The sequence below is a fragment of the Ammoniphilus sp. CFH 90114 genome (assembly GCF_004123195.1).
GTDB lineage: Bacteria > Bacillota > Bacilli > Aneurinibacillales > RAOX-1 > YIM-78166.
In genome coordinates this window covers 775525-793160 of record NZ_SDLI01000001.1, presented here as the reverse complement: position 1 = coordinate 793160, position 17636 = coordinate 775525, and the positions used below count along the sequence as shown (strand labels likewise).

The 17636-nt window shown below is 40.0% G+C and carries 22 protein-coding genes; 8 read left to right on the top strand and 14 right to left on the bottom strand.

Going from position 1 to position 17636, the window contains the following annotated elements; translation table 11 throughout:
• The first annotated feature begins 210 nt into the window (after window positions 1-210).
• On the top strand, window positions 211-849 hold the full coding sequence (locus EIZ39_RS04195; RefSeq protein WP_164984888.1) for a 3'-5' exonuclease: 639 nt from the start codon (window positions 211-213) through the stop codon (window positions 847-849).
• A 69-nt stretch (window positions 850-918) separates the two neighbouring features.
• On the opposite strand, the gene EIZ39_RS04190 is transcribed toward EIZ39_RS04195, so the two are convergent.
• From EIZ39_RS04190 to EIZ39_RS04170, 5 genes are all read right to left on the bottom strand, one after another.
• Window positions 919-2031 carry a hypothetical protein gene (locus tag EIZ39_RS04190; protein ID WP_240675687.1) on the bottom strand — a complete coding sequence of 371 codons (1113 nt, stop codon included), beginning with the start codon at window positions 2029-2031 and terminating at the stop codon, window positions 919-921.
• 22 nt (window positions 2032-2053) lie between these two features.
• The gene (locus EIZ39_RS04185; RefSeq protein WP_129197686.1) at window positions 2054-3067 is read right to left on the bottom strand and encodes a Nif3-like dinuclear metal center hexameric protein; all 1014 of its coding nucleotides are present in this window, start codon (window positions 3065-3067) and stop codon (window positions 2054-2056) included.
• Between the two features lie 164 nt (window positions 3068-3231).
• On the bottom strand, window positions 3232-3591 hold the full coding sequence (locus EIZ39_RS04180) for a Na-translocating system protein MpsC family protein (protein WP_129197962.1): 360 nt from the start codon (window positions 3589-3591) through the stop codon (window positions 3232-3234).
• A gap of 109 nt (window positions 3592-3700) precedes the next feature.
• Window positions 3701-4177 carry a glutathione peroxidase gene (locus EIZ39_RS04175; protein WP_129197960.1) on the bottom strand — a complete coding sequence of 159 codons (477 nt, stop codon included), beginning with the start codon at window positions 4175-4177 and terminating at the stop codon, window positions 3701-3703.
• A gap of 48 nt (window positions 4178-4225) precedes the next feature.
• On the bottom strand, window positions 4226-4633 hold the full coding sequence (locus EIZ39_RS04170; protein WP_129197684.1) for a lecithin retinol acyltransferase family protein: 408 nt from the start codon (window positions 4631-4633) through the stop codon (window positions 4226-4228).
• Between the two features lie 154 nt (window positions 4634-4787).
• Between EIZ39_RS04170 and spoVB the strand changes: the two genes are divergently transcribed.
• A complete protein-coding gene (gene spoVB / locus EIZ39_RS04165; protein WP_129197682.1) occupies window positions 4788-6359 on the top strand; it encodes a stage V sporulation protein B in 1572 nt (523 codons plus the stop codon).
• 7 nt (window positions 6360-6366) lie between these two features.
• On the opposite strand, the gene EIZ39_RS26395 is transcribed toward spoVB, so the two are convergent.
• The 3 genes from EIZ39_RS26395 to EIZ39_RS04155 form a co-directional block, all read right to left on the bottom strand.
• Window positions 6367-6540: a hypothetical protein gene (locus EIZ39_RS26395; RefSeq protein ID WP_164984887.1), complete on the bottom strand. Its 174-nt coding sequence runs from the start codon at window positions 6538-6540 to the stop codon at window positions 6367-6369.
• 340 nt (window positions 6541-6880) lie between these two features.
• Complete coding sequence (locus tag EIZ39_RS27690; RefSeq protein ID WP_164984886.1) at window positions 6881-7051, bottom strand: cysteine-rich CWC family protein; 171 nt, start codon at window positions 7049-7051, stop codon at window positions 6881-6883.
• A gap of 16 nt (window positions 7052-7067) precedes the next feature.
• Window positions 7068-7316 carry a hypothetical protein gene (locus EIZ39_RS04155; RefSeq protein WP_240675686.1) on the bottom strand — a complete coding sequence of 83 codons (249 nt, stop codon included), beginning with the start codon at window positions 7314-7316 and terminating at the stop codon, window positions 7068-7070.
• Between the two features lie 153 nt (window positions 7317-7469).
• On the opposite strand from EIZ39_RS04155, the gene EIZ39_RS04150 reads away from it, so the two are divergent.
• Entirely contained in the window at window positions 7470-8387 is a 918-nt protein-coding gene (locus EIZ39_RS04150) for an HD-GYP domain-containing protein (protein ID WP_129197676.1), read from the top strand.
• 75 nt (window positions 8388-8462) lie between these two features.
• Here the strand turns inward: EIZ39_RS04150 and EIZ39_RS04145 are convergent, their stop codons facing one another.
• Entirely contained in the window at window positions 8463-8912 is a 450-nt protein-coding gene (locus EIZ39_RS04145; protein ID WP_129197674.1) for a GNAT family N-acetyltransferase, read from the bottom strand.
• 106 nt (window positions 8913-9018) lie between these two features.
• Between EIZ39_RS04145 and pdxR the strand changes: the two genes are divergently transcribed.
• Complete coding sequence (pdxR, locus tag EIZ39_RS04140; protein WP_129197672.1) at window positions 9019-10422, top strand: MocR-like pyridoxine biosynthesis transcription factor PdxR; 1404 nt, start codon at window positions 9019-9021, stop codon at window positions 10420-10422.
• A gap of 45 nt (window positions 10423-10467) precedes the next feature.
• On the opposite strand, the gene EIZ39_RS04135 is transcribed toward pdxR, so the two are convergent.
• The 3 genes from EIZ39_RS04135 to EIZ39_RS04125 form a co-directional block, all read right to left on the bottom strand.
• The gene (locus EIZ39_RS04135; RefSeq protein ID WP_164984885.1) at window positions 10468-11760 is read right to left on the bottom strand and encodes an MEDS domain-containing protein; all 1293 of its coding nucleotides are present in this window, start codon (window positions 11758-11760) and stop codon (window positions 10468-10470) included.
• 348 nt (window positions 11761-12108) lie between these two features.
• On the bottom strand, window positions 12109-13029 hold the full coding sequence (locus tag EIZ39_RS04130; RefSeq protein WP_129197668.1) for a DUF3600 domain-containing protein: 921 nt from the start codon (window positions 13027-13029) through the stop codon (window positions 12109-12111).
• Window positions 12989-13603, bottom strand: a complete 615-nt coding sequence (locus EIZ39_RS04125) for a sigma-70 family RNA polymerase sigma factor (protein ID WP_129197666.1) — start codon at window positions 13601-13603, stop codon at window positions 12989-12991. The genes EIZ39_RS04130 and EIZ39_RS04125 overlap by 41 nt, the downstream gene beginning before the upstream one ends.
• A 159-nt stretch (window positions 13604-13762) precedes the next feature.
• Here EIZ39_RS04125 and EIZ39_RS04120 point away from each other — a divergent pair, with 159 nt between their 5' ends.
• Both EIZ39_RS04120 and EIZ39_RS04115 read left to right on the top strand, forming a co-directional pair.
• Window positions 13763-14521 (top strand): yteA family sporulation protein, encoded by a 759-nt coding sequence (locus EIZ39_RS04120; protein ID WP_129197664.1) that lies wholly within the window; start codon window positions 13763-13765, stop codon window positions 14519-14521.
• Window positions 14522-14631: 110 nt separating this feature from the next.
• Window positions 14632-14838: an alpha/beta-type small acid-soluble spore protein gene (locus tag EIZ39_RS04115; protein ID WP_129197662.1), complete on the top strand. Its 207-nt coding sequence runs from the start codon at window positions 14632-14634 to the stop codon at window positions 14836-14838.
• Between the two features lie 127 nt (window positions 14839-14965).
• On the opposite strand, the gene cspD is transcribed toward EIZ39_RS04115, so the two are convergent.
• Window positions 14966-15166 carry a cold-shock protein CspD gene (cspD, locus tag EIZ39_RS04110; protein WP_129197660.1) on the bottom strand — a complete coding sequence of 67 codons (201 nt, stop codon included), beginning with the start codon at window positions 15164-15166 and terminating at the stop codon, window positions 14966-14968.
• 274 nt (window positions 15167-15440) lie between these two features.
• Between cspD and EIZ39_RS04105 the strand changes: the two genes are divergently transcribed.
• On the top strand, window positions 15441-15701 hold the full coding sequence (locus EIZ39_RS04105; RefSeq protein WP_129197658.1) for a hypothetical protein: 261 nt from the start codon (window positions 15441-15443) through the stop codon (window positions 15699-15701).
• 21 nt (window positions 15702-15722) lie between these two features.
• Here EIZ39_RS04105 and nfsA read toward each other — a convergent pair whose 3' ends face one another.
• Window positions 15723-16472: an oxygen-insensitive NADPH nitroreductase gene (nfsA, locus tag EIZ39_RS04100; protein ID WP_129197656.1), complete on the bottom strand. Its 750-nt coding sequence runs from the start codon at window positions 16470-16472 to the stop codon at window positions 15723-15725.
• A 154-nt stretch (window positions 16473-16626) separates the two neighbouring features.
• Here nfsA and EIZ39_RS04095 point away from each other — a divergent pair, with 154 nt between their 5' ends.
• Window positions 16627-17625: a DUF3231 family protein gene (locus tag EIZ39_RS04095; RefSeq protein WP_164984884.1), complete on the top strand. Its 999-nt coding sequence runs from the start codon at window positions 16627-16629 to the stop codon at window positions 17623-17625.
• The last annotated feature ends 11 nt before the right edge of the window (window positions 17626-17636 follow it).

Below are 17636 nucleotides of genomic sequence, written 5' to 3'. Positions count from 1 at the left end.
TAATGAATTCCAAGCCTACGATTGCTCTAGTTGTAATGGGCATGGAATCCTAAAATAAGCTCATATTTATCCATTTTTCATGGTATAATATAGATACGAGATTAGGCAACCAAATAGGTTGCTTTTTATTTTTCCTTCATACACATTATTCCATACCCGAGCTTAACCATGAATAACTAGATTTTTAATAAAAATAAAGGATGATTGCATTTGGATGCCGTCGTATTTGACTTGGAACTAGTGAAAAGATTCAGGAAAGGTCAACCAAGTGAAATTGTTGAAATTGGGGCTTGTAAAGTTGACCTAGAAACCAAAAGGATCACCGATCAATTTCAGATATACATCTCTCCTCGCAGTGGTTATGTAAGCAAAAGTACTAGAAAGTTTATAAATATGACCAAAGAAGATGTAAAAAATGCTGTTCCCTTCCCGACAGGGATTCAACAGTTCGTGAATTGGCTAGGCGACTCGTATTTTTTATGTTCATGGGGAAAAGATGATCGTCTACATTTGATTAACCAATGTCTTAGGAATCGAATTCAGCTCGATTGGTTCCAGAATTATAATGATATTCAGCAACAGATTGGCAAGATCATAAGACCCGATACCAAAAGTCAATTAGGACTTAAAAGCGCCCTTGAGCTTGCCGGTATTGAAGCCGTGGGTAAAGCTCATCGCGGAATTGATGATGCTATCAATACGGCGGAATTGCTAATTCTATACTTGGATCAAATTACCCTTCAGAAGAACTCCTTATCTAAGAAGGAAATCAGCCAGTTTATTCTAAAAAACAGAGCTAGACCGAGTTACAAAGAACAAAGACCATCGATTGCCACGAAAGAGAATTAGTTTATCAAGGTAAAATGACCCGTATCACAAGATTCGTGGTACGGGTCATTTATCCTTTTTCATCGATCTTTAGCTAAGTAAAAAAGGGGTTAATCCAAAAGCAATAATGGCCACTGTTACTAATCGCATCACCATACCCAATACGGCTGCCTGAAGAGCCTCCTTGGGACTAAGTTCAGAATTAGCGGACCAGATCGCAGGAATTTGCCCAAAGATATCGGACAAAGGCAGTCCAGATGCCGCTAGGACAAACGCTCCTACAACTAGGCGAGGATCAAGGGTTGCGGCAATATCTTTTAATTGGGCCATAGCCAGAGTAGGAGATGCCATAATGGCTGTAATTCCCGTTTGTGGATGAACACCGATCCAGCCTAGTACAGTGGACATAGCAGCCTCAATAGATGCCCAAATGCCGATATAGTCCAACAAACCGATAATCCCAAAAATAACTGCTACAGCTGGAATGACTAATAAGAATAAGAGCTCTGCTCCTTCCTTAGCCCCATTAAAGAGCGTTGGAAAAAAGGGTCGATCAGGGGTAAAGGAAGGCAAATCCTTTAATGGAACAGGTCTGGTATCTCTCCACAACGTTTTGCTTAGTATCCACGGAACGAGGACCAACGGAGCGAAGATCGTAAGGATAACAACGGGAAAGGCGTTGATCCCTGCAGCGGATAAAGCAATTAAACCAAGCATAAAACAGGAGAATGACTGTTGGGACTGTACCATGGCAGCAATAGCGATTTTTTGTTCATCCTTAGTCGCTCTGGCTTGCTTTAAGATAGGACCGCCAATCCTTCCGGCAGCATTAATGTCACCTAGTATATTGTATACACCAGGAACAACAACAGCTGGATTCACTCCAATTTTTTTAGTTAGTGGCACAAACAAACGCATGAGAGCATCGGTAAAACCCAGTCTTTCCAGCAACCTTCCAGTCATAACACTTAGTATGATAGCTACACCTACACTACCCGTTAAGAAAACATCGACAACAATAGGTTTCACCTTATCCAGCATAGCAGTGAAAGCTCCACCAATCCATTCTGGTTTGGCAAACAAGACCAAAACAAGCATACCTACTAAGGCCATTCCGACATACTCAATCTTTCTCGGCTCTCTTACAACTTCCTCTCTCCCTGCATCATAAAGCGGTTGCACTTTCTCCTGTGCCTGTGCCATTGGTAATTCCCCCTTTTATTGTTTAAACTTTGACCCTATTTACCAAGTGATTCGCAGCCATTCGCTCGCCGTATTCTCTCAATCGAGAGTTCCCCATCTCTCTTAAAGGGATTGAAGTTACCTTTTCTCTGAATATGACCACTTCTAAGTTCGGCAAGAGCATTTCTAACGCATAGGCTAAAGGCAGACCATTCTCATAGATTTCTAAAACATGGCAATTTCCGATAATAAAGTTCAACCCTAATTTCCTCGCCTGATGAACTAGCGGGCTATCTTTTCTAACACGACTAATGGAAGCTAACACAGTATCAATTTCAGGAAAACTTCGTTTAGCCTCCACCAAGTCCTCTGGTGTAAATCCGGTGTGGGGAAAGATGTGCAGTATATGCTGAACAGGTGTGTTCGTTTCACCTAGAAAAATACGACCGCGTGTCACAAGAGAGGTTTCCGTCACAGATGATGACAGTCCCTTCAAACCTCGTTCCGCTTCTAATGTCATCTCTTCTTCCTCTAAAGCCATAAAGGTATCCAATCGATCCAGTATATCTCCCAAGGTCTTGATCTCAGAAAAAGGAGTTCCTATATACATCACATTCCCTTCTTTGCCTCCATAGTGGATATCGGCATGCCTGACTTTATGCCCGTGTAAGAAGGGGATCCCTGGGTGTAATCCGTGAAAAGCTTCATGCAACTCAATCACTGCAATATCATATAAGTCCAAGTAATTTCTTAAGGTGACTCCACCCGAGCTCGCCCCATCCGCAATGGGATGGTGAGCAACAATGGCATCGACTCCTGTTGCAGCGGCTAATTCAATATCCTGTTCAGATAGGGTCATAGCAACTGCAATTTTTTGAATCCTTCGGTTTGGATCTCCATATACAAGCCCTGGATTCTCTAACACCTCCTTTCCTTCAATCCCTGAACTCTTCCAAATCACAAAAGGATGATCTTCTTTCGGCACCGATTTCGATAGCAAAACCCTCCCACCTGTCAAATGATAAAGCTCCTGAACTACGTCTTGTACGGTTGTCATTCTCATGCCCCTCTCTTGTGTTGTCTCTAGCAGATGTATAAAAAAAGCCGCCAGTAAACAAGGGTCTAGGGGCAATATGCTCCTAATACCGCTTCATTTACCGACGGCTTGCCTGCTCTCATTACAGAGTTCATTTGGCCAGTCAGACAATGGGTCACCAAGGCTTATCCAAGGTAGTCTTCAACTTCGCGATCAATTACCACAACAGTAGCCGACAGCTCTGTCAATGGATCATAATCCTTAAGTATGGTAACGACCTTAAACCCATATTTGGTTTCCAACTTATTCTTAAAATGTTCCTTAAACTCATCAACTAAAAGGATATCCATGACCCGCGTAACATCTCTCCTCTTCATGTCAAGAGAACGAATAGCTGGGGCTCTGCGATGCACTGTCATAATAAGAATCTTATCAGAGACGAATTCAACCCGTTGTTGTTTGGTACCGATTTCAAAAAGATGCTGGTTAATCTCTTGATAGTCCCTAATTAGCTCTTGTTTCATTTGCCCTGCACTATAGATCATCGGCTTCACATTAGCAGCCTCCCAGAACCTTATAAGCAAAATATACACGCTTGTCACACAATTGTCAATAATTTAACTCAAGAAAAGGTTTAGGTAAAATATCCCATCCTTATAATAAAGATTCTATTTCTTCCTTCAGCTTTATCGGTTTTGTGTTGGCACCATACCGACTGACTACTTCCCCACGCTTATCGACTAGAAATTTTGTGAAGTTCCATTTGATTTGCTTCGTCCCTAATATTCCTGGCGCTTGATCGCATAAATACGTGAAAAGGGGATGAGCATGATCTCCCTTAACCTCCGTCTTCGCGAACATAGGGAAGCTTACCCCATAATTTATTTGACAGAATTCTGCAATCTGTTCTTCCGATCCAGGTTCTTGTCCACCAAATTGATTGCTAGGAAACCCTAAAACAACCAATCCCCTCTCTTTATAGGTTTCATAGAGTTCTTGCAGCTCTTTGTATTGCGGGGTAAAACCGCATTTACTAGCCGTATTGATAATGAGGAGAACCTTCCCCTCAAATTGACTTAGAGAAACTTCCTCACCACGGATATCCTTAGCGGTGAACTGATAAACACTCATAGCAAACACCAATCCTCTCCAGCTTGACACTTCATAGAGGTTGAAACATTAGTACGTATCTCCACCTCTTGCCCAACGCACAAATTGTTCCCCAATATTAAGCATCATGTTATACTCTCTTACTCCTACTCGACTTCTGGCTCTTGCTAAAACGGTTGAACTATTGTACATCTGCGGGCTATACACGACCTTAATCGGGTCTCCCTTAGCATATTCATTCAGTGTGGCTTCTACGATAACACCTGTATAATAGTTGTAATAGATAACATTTCCCTCTCCAGAGTATATCCCATGATGAGTATTACCTAATCGATTGACGACAAGATGATCAGCCTTTCGATAATTCGTCGTGGTATCTGCGGTCTTGTCAATCACCTTCACATCGGAGTTCGTGCTTGATTCCTCAGCCGAAGTGTTCTTTTTTTCTTTCCCCTTCCACCACTTTAAAAAATTCATTTACTTCTTCCCCACCAACCTATTTTATCTATTGGAGAATATTCTAACATATTCCCCCATTCTTTGGGTTCACATTGTACCTAACAACCTTCAGTATTCTAGCTTAAACAATTGGAACATATACATGTCCTATATTGGACAAGAAGGTGAAGGAATGAAAAAACAAAGTCTATTAAAAGGAGCCCTTATCCTTACCATAGCTGCCTTAATCACTAAAATCTTAGGATTTGCAAATAGTATCATACAATCTAGAATTCTTGGTTCAGAAGGCATTGGATTAGTGATGATGGTCATGCCTTTGATGGGTTTACTCATGACATTAACGACATTAGGATTACCTGTGGCCATTTCGAAACTAGTTGCTGAGGCAGAGGTACAAAACAAAACTACCCAAATCAAGCAGATTCTTGTGGTATCGTTAGTGGTTACGGGATCCCTTAGCATTTTGTTCGTTATGATCACACTTGGTCTTGGACCTATTTTTTCTACTCATTTACTTACCGACCAACGTTCCTACTACTCCCTACTAGCCTTGATACCGATTATTCCTATCTTTGCGGTCTCTGGCGTCTTAAAGGGGTATTTTCGCGGAAGGCAAACGATGACACCTATTGCTGTGTCCCAGGTACTAGAACAGATCGTTCGAATAGCCCTCATATTCTTTATTGTCCAGTGGCTACTTCCCTATGGAATTGAATATGCAGCAGCTGGAGCCATCCTTTGTAGTGTGATAGGAGAAGCCTTTTCCTTATTCTACCTAGTATTCAAGTTTAGGACATCCAACCGCTATAAAGTTAATTTAAGACAACCTCATAAGAGAAAGATCTGGAGTCAAGGTAAACATACCCTATTAGAGTTATTACATACAGGACTTCCAACCACAGGAAATGGTCTTATCCATTCCATCGCCCGAGTGATATCACCTATTCTGATCACCCAGGGATTAGCTAAAGCCGGTATGAGTTCTGTCCTGATTACCAAACAGTTTGGTATGTTGGCTGGATTTGTCATGCCTTTACTCTTTTTCCCTGGATTTATTAATCATTCCCTGGCAGCTGCCATGGTTCCCGCCATAAGCGAAGCAAATGCTCAAAAGAATTATCGATTAATTCATCAACGAGTATATCAAGCCGTTCGAATTGCTTTAATCGTAGGGGCTCCGAGTACAGTGATTCTCTATGTATTTGCTGAGCCACTAATGGAAGTTATTTATCATGCACCCGAAGCGGCTGTCCTACTTAAAGTACTAGCCCCCTTCTTTTTATTCCACTATTTCCATGCCCCTCTGCAATCCACCTTGGTAGGACTAGGATATGCAAAAGCGGCTATGATGAATAATTTACTTTCTCGTGCTGTAAGTCTTGCTCTGATCTATCCTCTTTGCTCAAATCCTGTTCTCGGAATTAAGGGAGTACTCTTAGCGATGAGTATTGGGGTTATATTAGAAACGTTCCTTCATTTTTTCTCGATGGTAAAATTAATCGGATATCATTTAAAGACATTTGAACTACTGAAGGTTGTCTTTTCTGGTCTACTCATGGGGTATATGGGGTTAATTTTCTTTAACCATCTTAAAGGCGGATTACTTTTTCAAACGATGATGGCTATTGTAAGTTCACTGTTCCTATATCTACTGCTCTTGATATTGTTGAGGGTAATTCGCCGAAACGATATAGTCAGAGTTCCCCTTATTGGAAAGAGACTATCCTTTTTCTTTCGTAATTAGCAGTGCTTTATAATTCGTTTCCTTTGTTATTTGGATTATTAATCTTTTCATTTCTTAACATCTGGGCAAAATCCTCTACCGTCTGATCCAAGAGGTTCCCTTTATATTTGGAAAACAGGCTTTTTTGCTCTTTTTCCAGTATGGCAAGAATTAATTCTTTCTGAGCTCGAGTTAATAACAACGCCATCCCTCCCTCATACTTTATTTTACCATTCAATTGAGTTTGGTGTGAATGCTCGGAAACATTCTATATACCCCATATAGGGTATATGCGAAGACATTTATGCCTATAGTCTATAATGGGTGGACTTATGACCAGACTAAAGATTTAATAACGGTAAAAAGTTCCGTTAAACTAAAGTAAGCTAGGTTTTTCACTATAATAAGCGGAAGATTTTCCGCTATGATTCTTTTGGGGGCAATATATAGTCTTGAAACTGAATATAGCGGAACTTTTTACGCTTATTAGAGCTTTTTTTCCTCAAAATAAGAAATAGCGGAAAAAGCTCCGCTAACTTCCTTCATTTCTTTGATAAGAAATAAGGCACTCTCGACATAGACAAGCTTAAATATCCTTCTGGAAAGGACTCCTTCACACACCAACACGGCTCCTTTGACCCACTCTGCAAATTGCCGCACTGATTGTCTTGACCACACAGTGTACAATTTTTTGCTTCAATGTCGTCGTTCATCTGTTCCCCTCTTTTATTAAGGACTTCTGTACCGATACATGGAGTGATCTGCTCTTGCCTTGCGGATGGCATAGTTCACAGGTAACCCTCTTGCCACCCAGCGCAGAGCATTCAGAATATTAGCTTCGTCCTCAAACTGTTCCACAATGATCACGGTTTCCTCATTTAAGTAGGCCTGTAGGTCCTCCCATCCCATTGCGGAATAATCGTCATTTCCATAAGTTCTCAAAGCTGTAAAGTCAGCAAAACTAGGATTCTTCAACATTAGTAATTCCCTTATCGCTTTTGCACACTCTGGGTGCAGGTTTAAGTTTCTTTTCATATCCCTATAATACCATAGGCTAAAAAGGAGGTTAAATCAAAACAGGACAATATTCCTGCAACTATGGTATAGTATTCTTAAATTTATAACAATTAGGTGATTCAACTGAGCCACACAATTCTTTCTCAAGGCCAATCTCTTGAAACCGTATATCATAAAAATCTGACACTTTCCCTCCTTGCTTCTCACCAAGGAAAAGAAGTCATACACCACACCTTAAAGGAAGGGGCCTACTGGTTTCTTTATCCTGAGGAAGGGTGGAATGGGCTTGAGTTCCTTTATATTCTTCGAGGCACATTAATTAAGCAAGGGGAACAAGGGGATGAGATTCTAGAACCAGGTAGCAGTATCTCTTTTTGTCCGGTAACCGAGTACTCTATTTTCATTGCTCAAACTGAAGTAGAATTCATATATGTATCCACACTCCCTGTCTTCCATCTATATAGTCTTGACTTAATTGAACTCATGGACATGGCTATAAAAACGGAGGAGAAGGATGGATATACTTCCGAGCACTGCCATCGCATTCGCAATAACTCTAATTTAATTGGCCGTGCTCTGGGTTTACCTCCCAATCGATTATTTAATCTGGCATTCGGGGCCTTTTTTCATGATATAGGAAAGTTGAAAATACCCGAGACAATTCTAAGGAAAACAACCAAAATGACTCAGGAAGAGTGGGAAATTCTTAAATCTCACGCTGTACATGGGGCAGAGATCCTTCGAAACTCTGGAATTCCTTATTTAAGCGGTGCAGCACTCATCGTAGAACAACATCATGAGCGGTATGACGGCTCGGGTTATCCTTGTGGATTAAAGCAAGATGAAATATTAATTGAAGCACAAATTGTAGCCGTAATGGATTCTTTTGATGCGATGACAACAGATCGACCTTATAATCTTAGAAGGAAAAAAGAAGAAGCGATCTATGAAATTGTACGGTATAGAGGCACCTTGTATCACCCTGCAGTTGTAGACGCTTTCCTTTCCATTGTGGACCAACTTGAAACATAAGACACTCAATAAAAGACTAGGAGGCTCTCAAACAAGGACTTAGATCCTTATAAGACAGCCTCCTTTCCCCTACTTTCATGAAATACTATAAGACAACCATTCTGAACGCTTTCCTCCCATTTTATCGTATAATGCTTGTGCAGCGAGGTTATCATGTGCTGTTTCCCAAGTCATGTAAGCAAAATTTTGTTCTCGGATATATTCCACACACTTTTCAAACAGTTTTTCCCCTATTTTCTTTCCTCTCATTCTTTCATGTATAAATAGATCATTTAAGATAGCAGCTCGTTTTACTTGCAACGTACTAAATGTGTAGTATAAAGTGGCAAAACCTATAATCTCCTCTTTTTCTTCCACTACAAACTGTATACCTGCTGAAGGATTGTCTAATAAATTCATCACTAATCTAGTTAAATCTTCTTGGTTTGGTTTTTCTCTTTTATAAAAATCTACAATATAGCTATTCATTAATATTAATAAGGATGAAACATCCTTACTCTCTGCTTTCCGAATCGTTACACTCATCGCGAACCCCCCAATCATTTGATATACTTATTTATAAACAAAAAACTGACCTCTTTACAGATCCACTTTTAACTTTTTATATCAGGTCAGACGAAGAGGGATATCCATGTATGAATTTACTCTAAAGTTAGAACCTACAGCTCAGCAACCTATTTATCAACAAATCTACCACTATATCATTCAAGAAATTCGCTGTCTACGAATTGAACCAAACAGCAAGCTTCCTTCCATCAGAAGACTCTCTCAACACTTAGCCATCAGCCGTACGACAGTAGAATGGGCTTATCATCAGCTCCTCGCTGAAGGTTATATTGAATCTAGACCTAAGAGCGGCTTCTATACAAAGGAACTACCCTTTGACTCTATACATCCTCCACACCTGTCTCAACAAGAAGAAGAGATAATCACAGTCACAGCACCAACTCCTCAAACACTCATTGATTTTCGGTATGGGGCAACGGATATAAGACATTTTCCCGTAAAGGAATGGAGGCAAATAACCAATCTTATTCTTCAAGACCCTCGTTCCTTCCACTATGGTCATCCTCAAGGTGAAATAAGTTTACGTACAGAACTTTCAAAGTATCTCTATTTCTCTAGAGGGGTGGTCTGTGAGCCTGAACAGATCGTGATCGGATCAGGTACACAAACTTTGTTAAGCTTCCTTTGTCAGTTTATCAATAAGGAAAAACATGTAGGGTTTGAAGAACCAGGCTATGATGGTGCACGAGCACTATTTCACAATCATGGGTTTAAGATCATCCCCATTACCTTAGATGAGGAAGGGATCTCTATATCTCAGCTGAATGAAAGTTCCTGTTCCATCGTGTATATCACACCATCTCACCAGTTTCCGATGGGCATGACTCTCCCTATTACACAGCGCCTACAGCTTATTCAATGGGCACTTGAAAAGGATAGGCTCATTATTGAAGATGACTATGACGGTGAATTTCGTTACAATGAACTGCCGATCCCTGCCTTACAGGGACTCATGCCAGACGCTCCTATTATTTATATGGGGACCTTTTCTAAATCGCTATTGCCTGGGATACGTATTAGCTATATGGTACTGCCTAAAGCCCTGTTACCAAGCTATCAAAATATGTGCCACCTCTATGAACAAACGGCCTCCACCTGGCATCAACTTACACTAAGTGAATTTATGCGCACGGGATACTTCGAACGACATATCCGTAGAATGAGGAAGGCGAATCAAAAAAAATACTCCCTGGTAATTAAAGAGATTGATCATTGGATGAAAGATCGCTCACGTATTCTAGGCAGTGCAGCAGGAATGCATATCCTTCTTGAATTAGATGATCAGCGTTCAGAAACTAAACTTATTGAATTAGCAAAGAAACAAGGAGTAAATGTCTATCCTACTTCCCGTTATTGGATAAAAGTCCTTCCTTCCCATCGGCCGACCATCTTGCTCGGATACAGTAATATCAAGGAGGAGGATATCCCCGTCGGCATCGAGTGTCTTTACCGTGCGTGGTTTGAATAAGAAAAGCCGTCAGGGACCAAAAAATGTCCTAACGGCTTTCCTTTACTATAAGGGCAGATATACACGGAATGTCGTACCTTTATGAAGCTGACTCTCTACCAGTATATTTCCTTCAAAATGATCGACTAACTTCTTCACCATAAATAGCCCAATCCCTTGCCCACTCTTTTCCTGATTCATCTTTTCATATTTTTGATATAGCTTACCAAGCTGTACCTCTGTCATACCGACACCCTCATCCTTAACCTCAATGCACAGCATATGACTCTCTTTCTTGATATTCAATTGAATAGATGAACCTTCCGAACTATATTTAATAGCGTTGCTTAACAAGTTTGAGATAATCATCTTGAAGCCGATCAGGTTACACAAAACAATTTCTTTTCCATTCAATTGAATATCAGCCTGTAATTCAATATTTTGAGTTAAGGCTTTCACCTTCATGGTATCCAAAACTTCTCTTATTACAGGAAGAGCTTTAATAAACTTCTTCTGCCACAAAGCATCGGTTGATAGCATCTGCTCAGTGTTTATAATGTGTGAGATCTCACTGTCAATGACTAGGGCATAGTTACGAATGGCTTCTAATTTTTTACGACGCTCTTCGTTTTCTTCTTCTTGCTCAAGCAAGGAAGCATAGGCCTTAATCACGGTTAATGGGTTTCGGACTTCGTGGGATACAACGTGTACAAAATCAAGTTTCTGTTTGTATAAATCTACTTCCGACTCCATTTTCTGCTGAACGGAGAGAGAGGGAAAAATAGTTGGGTTAAATTGATTTGAGATCTTATAGAGGTTAGAACGAACCAGTTCATTATCCGTCATGAGATATTCGTGACACTTCATCATTTCCGTTTGAATACTGGCTGTTACCGTTGAACCGTCATATGCACAAACCGTTGTGTAGCCCAACTCAGCAATCGTAACATCACTACGGCACTCGTAGGTATGAAGCTTATTGAGCAAGTGATTATGATCCTGTTCCACCCAATCTACATGTCCCCATAAGCGCACGGTGACCTCACTCTCTACATAAGGATGGATAATATCCTGTAGATTACTTAAAACCCTCTCGAAGTGGAAATCCTGATACATCTCATAAAAGTCAAAATTATCGACGTGATGGACCATTGTCTTGTCTATACCTGTAATATACGGAAGGATCATCTCGTATCTTTTCTTGCTGTCAATAATGATAACATGCTGACCTAACTCTAGGCCCGTTTCAATAAAAGAAACAGCATTCTCAATATACTTATCTATTTCATTGTAAAAATATAAAATATGCGAGCCTTGGCTTACTCGAAGGGACTTCGTCAATGGAACACTACGTCTCATCTTTTCCTCCGTTTTAAATACTTTATTTACATTATTCTTCACTTTAGCCAAAATGTCCTTCATTACAATTAAAGCTAAAACAGTTTTTGATTAACATATAGTCTAAATGGATACTATGCCTATTATTAATAGTCTATTACGGAGGAGTTAAAAATGAGCAAAAAAGATTGGATTTTAACGATAGCTTTATTTTTACAATAAACAACAACAAGAAACCATTTCAAGTCGAAATGGTCAAGATGTTTTCTTTGTGGGCAAAATGGCTGCTTATGATCAAGGTGACTCGTTCATGCTTAAGTAAAGATGAATAGCCGAGCTAAAGGCTGTCTTAGGACAGCCTTACCCAAGTCATTCTAACATGGACAACCCAATCTTCTCGAGTTCCTCTTTTTCTAATTCCCCTATGATGTAAATCACATGCGCCACTTGTTCCCTGTTTTGTGGAATATGGATTAACAACCCATTATGATCCTGTTCGTGCTCACTTTTCTCTCCGTAGACTGCTCGAAATTCACCTAACATGTACTCATTCTTATGTTCAAAAGAATGAGGCATATACTCATTTAGATCGTTCTGTTCATATTGCATAATGAACATGCTATGGTCTCCGAAGATATACTGGGTACTAATCTGTGGGGGAGTATCTTGTTTTCCATGAGTCCATTGAATACCTTCTTCAGTATGAAGCACATAGCCCTCCGGGATATATTGGGGTCGCTTGATCGTGAACGAGATTTTGCTTTGGGCTTCTTCCACTGATAGTACCTTCAAACCTTGATCTGCCATTAACGTAGCATTCAATCGATCAAAATAAGGTTGAATTTTTGCCACCACTTCTTCATATGACCTTTGCTGATCTACTGTTAATTTTTCCTTCTGGAACTCTCCATTACGATCCATCATTTTGACATGATAATAAGTAAGATCCTTTACTAAAAGCATAAACTCGGCAAATTCTTTTATTCCGAGAGTTCTCTGCGCCTGAAGAAGTTTAGAATCAAAACGATCATACTCCTCTTGCGTCATCCCTACTTGCTCTGCTTGTTCACGAGAACCCCATATTTCGTCCGCTAAATAACTATAACCCGCGAACGCTGCCGTTGGTATCAAAAGGCACGCCGCAATCATCGAGGCCACTAGTCGCTTTTTCATTGGCTTAATACTCCTATTATCGATTTTTCTTAAGATTTGTTGTTTCACTCGAGGTACAGGGTTTAGTTTTTCTGCTTCATTCTGAAGTGCGCTGCGAATGTGCTGTTCTAAGTTCATGAATGGCCTCCACCTTTCTAACTTGTAATGTTGGTTTCTTCTTTTCACGAAGTTTCTTTAGTGCAGCATTAATTCTGGATTTAACTGTCCCAATGGGAATGTTCAGGATTTTTGCAACTTCCTCCTGGGTATATTCGTTCAGATAGTGAAGAATCACAACTTGCTTAAGCTTATAGGATAAGTTTTTAATTTCCTCAATAAGTTCTCTCTGGATTAACTTTTCTTGGAATTGAATGGCTACATCCGACTCCACCGTGTCCATCGGTTCTTGTGATTTTTTGTTTATAATTCGAAAAGTCATCCATCTCTTTCTTCGGTAAGTATTTACTTGTTTAATAACGATTCCCATGAGCCATGGCTTAAATGGGCGATTAATATCGTAGTTTCCTAACGATTTGTGCAGGCCAATATAAGCCTCTTGAATAACATCCTCCCTATCTGAGGGATGTTCAACGAGAAAATGCACCGTTTGATTCACTTGTTTAATGGTTTTTTCATACAACTCACCAAAAGCTTCATGATTCCCTGCTTTTGTGAGTCTAACAAGTTCATGAAGTTCATTTGAATCATCCATCTGTCTCCCTCCTTTCTTTTCTTCTTCAACCTATATTGGTACGATCTTTTTATTTCGTTCGATTTTTTTATTTTCCATTCCAACATTGGGCTGGAGTGAACTCGCTAAAAGTGAACCACACTAACAAGGAACACAAATATAAGGATGGTGAAAAACGGTATGCTTTCACCCAATCAACTATCGAATCTCAAGCAGACTCTTATCGCCGAAAGAGAAGATCTTCTCCAACGTCTAGATCAGAATGATCATTTTGATATTGAGAACTCGCTTGTAAAAGAGTCAGTCGGAGATCTGTCTAATTATGATAACCACCCTGCTGACCATGGAAGTGAACTGTTCGAACGAGAAAAGGATATCGCACTAAATGAACATGAGGAAGAGCATCTGCAAGATATTTTACGTGCTTTAGACGCAATTGAAAATGGTTCATACGGTGTCTGCGAAGTTTGTAATAAAGAAATCCCGCTTGAGCGACTTGAAGCTCTTCCTACAGCAACACGCTGCATTGAGCATACACCAAATCACTTTGTTTCAGAAAGACGTCCAGTCGAGGAAGATATCCTACGTCCTGCCTTTGGTAAATTTGAGTATGATGAGCAAGATGCAACATTTTATGATGCTGAAGATGCATGGCAAGAAGTTTCCCGTTACGGAACCTCGGAAACCCCGTCCGATTTTTGGGAGCAGGAGAAAAATCATTACAATGAAATGTTTGTTGAATCCGATGAACCCATTGGATTTACAGAAGCTATTGAAGGATTTTTACTTGCGGACATTGAAGGGAACTTTATTGGAATCGCTAATAATGATGTGCATGAGATCTATGAAAGAAAATTGGATGAGTATGGGATTATGTCCACTGTCGGAGGAATTGGAGCTACTACTTGGGATTTAGATGAAGATGACGACTATAGATAGTTTGGTGCACTGGGATGATCATCCAGTATATTATGATACGCAATAAACAAAAATATAAAGGCAGATAACCTTTCTGCAAAAATTACTTCTACAAAGGGAGGACTTTCAAAATGCCTAACAACTCAAACAACAACCAAAAATTAGTACAAGGTGCAGCTCAAGCACTTGACCAAATGAAGTACGAAATCGCTCAAGAGTTTGGTGTTCAACTAGGTGCTGAGCAAACATCTCGTGCTAACGGTTCTGTTGGTGGAGAAATTACGAAGCGTCTTGTCCAATTTGCAGAGCAAGCCCTTGCTGGAAGCCGTATCCAATAATAATTAAATAATTGAATTTGAGGGTGCTCTAAGCACCCTCTTTTGATGTAATCAAGTAAAAAAGAGAAGGAGGGTGCCTTAGAGTCGGTTTTACCGACCTAAAGGACACCCTCCTTCTCTTTGCTTATTAAAGCTTTACTACGTTAGCAGCTTGAGCACCGCGGTTTCCTTGAACAACTTCAAAAGAAACGCGTTGTCCTTCTTCTAAAGTCTTGAAGCCATCGCCAGTGATAGCGCTGAAGTGTACGAATACATCGTCTCCACCTTCAACTTCGATAAATCCGAATCCTTTTTCTGCATTAAACCATTTAACTGTTCCGTTTTGCATTGTTGTTGCCTCCAAAAAGTTTATTTAATATGTTCTTCTTATTCACTTGGTTCTTGTTGCTACTTAGTAAAATAAAAAAATTCACATATTAAAAAGAGTAACCAATACCAAAAGTGATAACCCTTTTTAAAACGTGAATTATACTTAAGTTCTATGTTTTTTTGTTATTATTATCTTAACACGATATGAATTAATTAGCAATCAGGAATCGGGAACTATTTTGGTTTGCTCTGTGGTAAAATTATCCTATTACATAATGGGCGGAGGTTCTCTTATGAATGAACAATTAAAGTTGCAGGAGCTGATGGACAGTCTTGTTGGGTACCCTGTTACCTTAACCATCACCGGTAGGGATAAATATCAATATAGGACTACAACCATATTGAACGAGGTACGGCTAATGCAATCTGTCTTAGAATTTGTCTTTGATAGCGGAGGAACCTTAAGTATTCATATCTCTAATTTGGATAAAACCAAATATGGCGATTGGAGTTGGGAAGGAGCAGAATCAACGGTTCTCCTCCACCGACTCTAATTTAATTTTTGACTCCTGGTCTTACTTTCGATTAAAACCTTGCTCTTCCACAAAGTCCTTCATGTACATCCGACTCTTGCCTTCAAGCATACGTATCATTAATTCTGTCCAACTATCTTTTCGTTTTCCATTCGTTCTCTCTTCATAATAATTTTCCATCAATTGGTCATACTCATCTAGTTGCCGTTGCATGTCATTCCAATCATCGTTATAGCTATTTTCATGATAAACATGCTCCCACGGTAGTCTTGGCTTAGGCTCAGGATTCTGTTCTGGCATACCAACAGCCAGTCCAAATAAAGGCAAGACTAACTTAGGTGTCTGGAGAAGCTGTTGAACTCTTGGCAAATTATTTCGAATGCCGCCAATGTAACAGATTCCTAAATCCATGGATTCAGCTGCAACAGCCATATTCTGTGAGGCCAAAGCCGCATCAATGACAGCAACCATAAACTTTTCCGTACTTTCCAAAGAATCCTGGACCTCTCCATTTTTCCATTCCCCGATCTTTTCATGACGATAAAGATCAGCGCAAAATACAAAAAAGTGAGCGTTATTCGCAACATAGGACTGATTGCCCGCTAGTTCAGCCAACTGTTGTTTCTTTTCTTGATCGCTTACCCCAATAATCGAATACGCTTGAATATGACTCGATGTGGACGCCGATTGCGCAGCTTTAACTAGGAGCTGAATCTGTTGTTGGTTTAGTGGCTGATTTTTAAATTTTCGAATCGACCGATGGTTTAAAAGTTGTTCTATTGTTTTATTCATACAGTCTCCTTCTTTTCAACAGTATTTGTACCCCCATATTATACTAATTGATCTTTAAATAACAGACAGGTTACATATCCTAGTCATTACCAACATAAATCTTAGACACATAGTTCATCTTAAACTTAAAGATTAACGTTTTGGAGGAATGGAATTGAAACCAGTAAATTTAACTTCAGCTGAGTTAGGCAGTTTATGGAGCACTTATATTGCTAATACCTTAAGCCGCTGTGTCCTGATTCACTTTTTAGAGGTAGCAGAAGACCCAGATGTAAAGCCTTTAATTGAACAATCTCTCCATCAAACGAATAGTCAGATTCTGCACATAGGTGAAATATTTCAAACTGAAGGGGCAGTTCTTCCTATAGGATTCACGGATTCCGATGTACATTCTGAGGCTCCTCGAATGTACTCCGATGTATATGTCCTTCAGTATTTAAAACAAGTGGCTAATATTGGAATGCTAACCTATAGCGATTCGACCTACATATCTGCTCGAGAAGATGTGCGTCTGTTCTTTAATGAGTGCTTAGCGGCATCGCAAGCCCTTGATAATCAAACAACACAGCTCCTCCTAAATAAAGGGGTTTACATTCGCCCCCCTTATATCTCTCCGCCTGAAAAAGTAGAATACACTAAGGAACAAAGCTTCCTTACCGGTTGGCTAGGAGAAAGGCGTCCGCTTACGGCCGTAGAGATTACCCATCTCTTTTTAAATATACTAAGGAACTCTTTGGGCAAAGCACTCCTCATGGGTTTCAGTCAATCTGCCCAATCCAAGGAAGTGAAGGAATTCTTTTTGAGAGGGAAGGATATGGCTTCAAAGCATATTGAAATATTCAGCTCACTGCTTAGAGAGGAAGACATATCGGCCCCCAGTCAGTTTGATAGTCATGTAATGACATCAACAAGCCCGCCTTTTTCAGACAAATTAATGCTGTATCACGCTGTAACTCTAATATCTACAGGAATCGGAAATTACGGTACATCCTTATCCATGAGCCCGAGGCGAGACTTAACGGTTCATTATAATCGCTTAATGGCAGAAGTCCAACTTTACGCTGGTGATGGAATGAGATTATTCATAGAAGAGGGGTGGATGGAAGAACCTCCACAAGCTGTAGATCGCGAAGCTCTCGCTACAAGTAAATAATCCTTTTTTTA

Bases quoted from the DNA above. Each gene is read 5' to 3' on its own strand.
- EIZ39_RS04190 (WP_240675687.1), bottom strand. From the start codon at position 2,031: ATGGCACAGGCACAGGAGAAAGTGCAACCGCTTTATGATGCAGGGAGA.
- EIZ39_RS04185 (WP_129197686.1), bottom strand. From the start codon at position 3,067: ATGACAACCGTACAAGACGTAGTTCAGGAGCTTTATCATTTGACAGGT.
- EIZ39_RS04180 (WP_129197962.1), bottom strand. From the start codon at position 3,591: ATGATCTATAGTGCAGGGCAAATGAAACAAGAGCTAATTAGGGACTAT.
- EIZ39_RS04175 (WP_129197960.1), bottom strand. From the start codon at position 4,177: ATGAGTGTTTATCAGTTCACCGCTAAGGATATCCGTGGTGAGGAAGTT.
- EIZ39_RS04170 (WP_129197684.1), bottom strand. From the start codon at position 4,633: ATGAATTTTTTAAAGTGGTGGAAGGGGAAAGAAAAAAAGAACACTTCG.
- spoVB (WP_129197682.1), top strand. From the start codon at position 4,788: ATGAAAAAACAAAGTCTATTAAAAGGAGCCCTTATCCTTACCATAGCT.
- EIZ39_RS27690 (WP_164984886.1), bottom strand. From the start codon at position 7,051: ATGAACGACGACATTGAAGCAAAAAATTGTACACTGTGTGGTCAAGAC.
- EIZ39_RS04155 (WP_240675686.1), bottom strand. From the start codon at position 7,316: ATGTTGAAGAATCCTAGTTTTGCTGACTTTACAGCTTTGAGAACTTAT.
- EIZ39_RS04145 (WP_129197674.1), bottom strand. From the start codon at position 8,912: ATGAGTGTAACGATTCGGAAAGCAGAGAGTAAGGATGTTTCATCCTTA.
- pdxR (WP_129197672.1), top strand. From the start codon at position 9,019: ATGTATGAATTTACTCTAAAGTTAGAACCTACAGCTCAGCAACCTATT.
- EIZ39_RS04135 (WP_164984885.1), bottom strand. From the start codon at position 11,760: ATGAGACGTAGTGTTCCATTGACGAAGTCCCTTCGAGTAAGCCAAGGC.
- EIZ39_RS04130 (WP_129197668.1), bottom strand. From the start codon at position 13,029: ATGAACTTAGAACAGCACATTCGCAGCGCACTTCAGAATGAAGCAGAA.
- EIZ39_RS04125 (WP_129197666.1), bottom strand. From the start codon at position 13,603: ATGGATGATTCAAATGAACTTCATGAACTTGTTAGACTCACAAAAGCA.
- EIZ39_RS04120 (WP_129197664.1), top strand. From the start codon at position 13,763: ATGCTTTCACCCAATCAACTATCGAATCTCAAGCAGACTCTTATCGCC.
- EIZ39_RS04115 (WP_129197662.1), top strand. From the start codon at position 14,632: ATGCCTAACAACTCAAACAACAACCAAAAATTAGTACAAGGTGCAGCT.
- cspD (WP_129197660.1), bottom strand. From the start codon at position 15,166: ATGCAAAACGGAACAGTTAAATGGTTTAATGCAGAAAAAGGATTCGGA.
- EIZ39_RS04105 (WP_129197658.1), top strand. From the start codon at position 15,441: ATGAATGAACAATTAAAGTTGCAGGAGCTGATGGACAGTCTTGTTGGG.
- nfsA (WP_129197656.1), bottom strand. From the start codon at position 16,472: ATGAATAAAACAATAGAACAACTTTTAAACCATCGGTCGATTCGAAAA.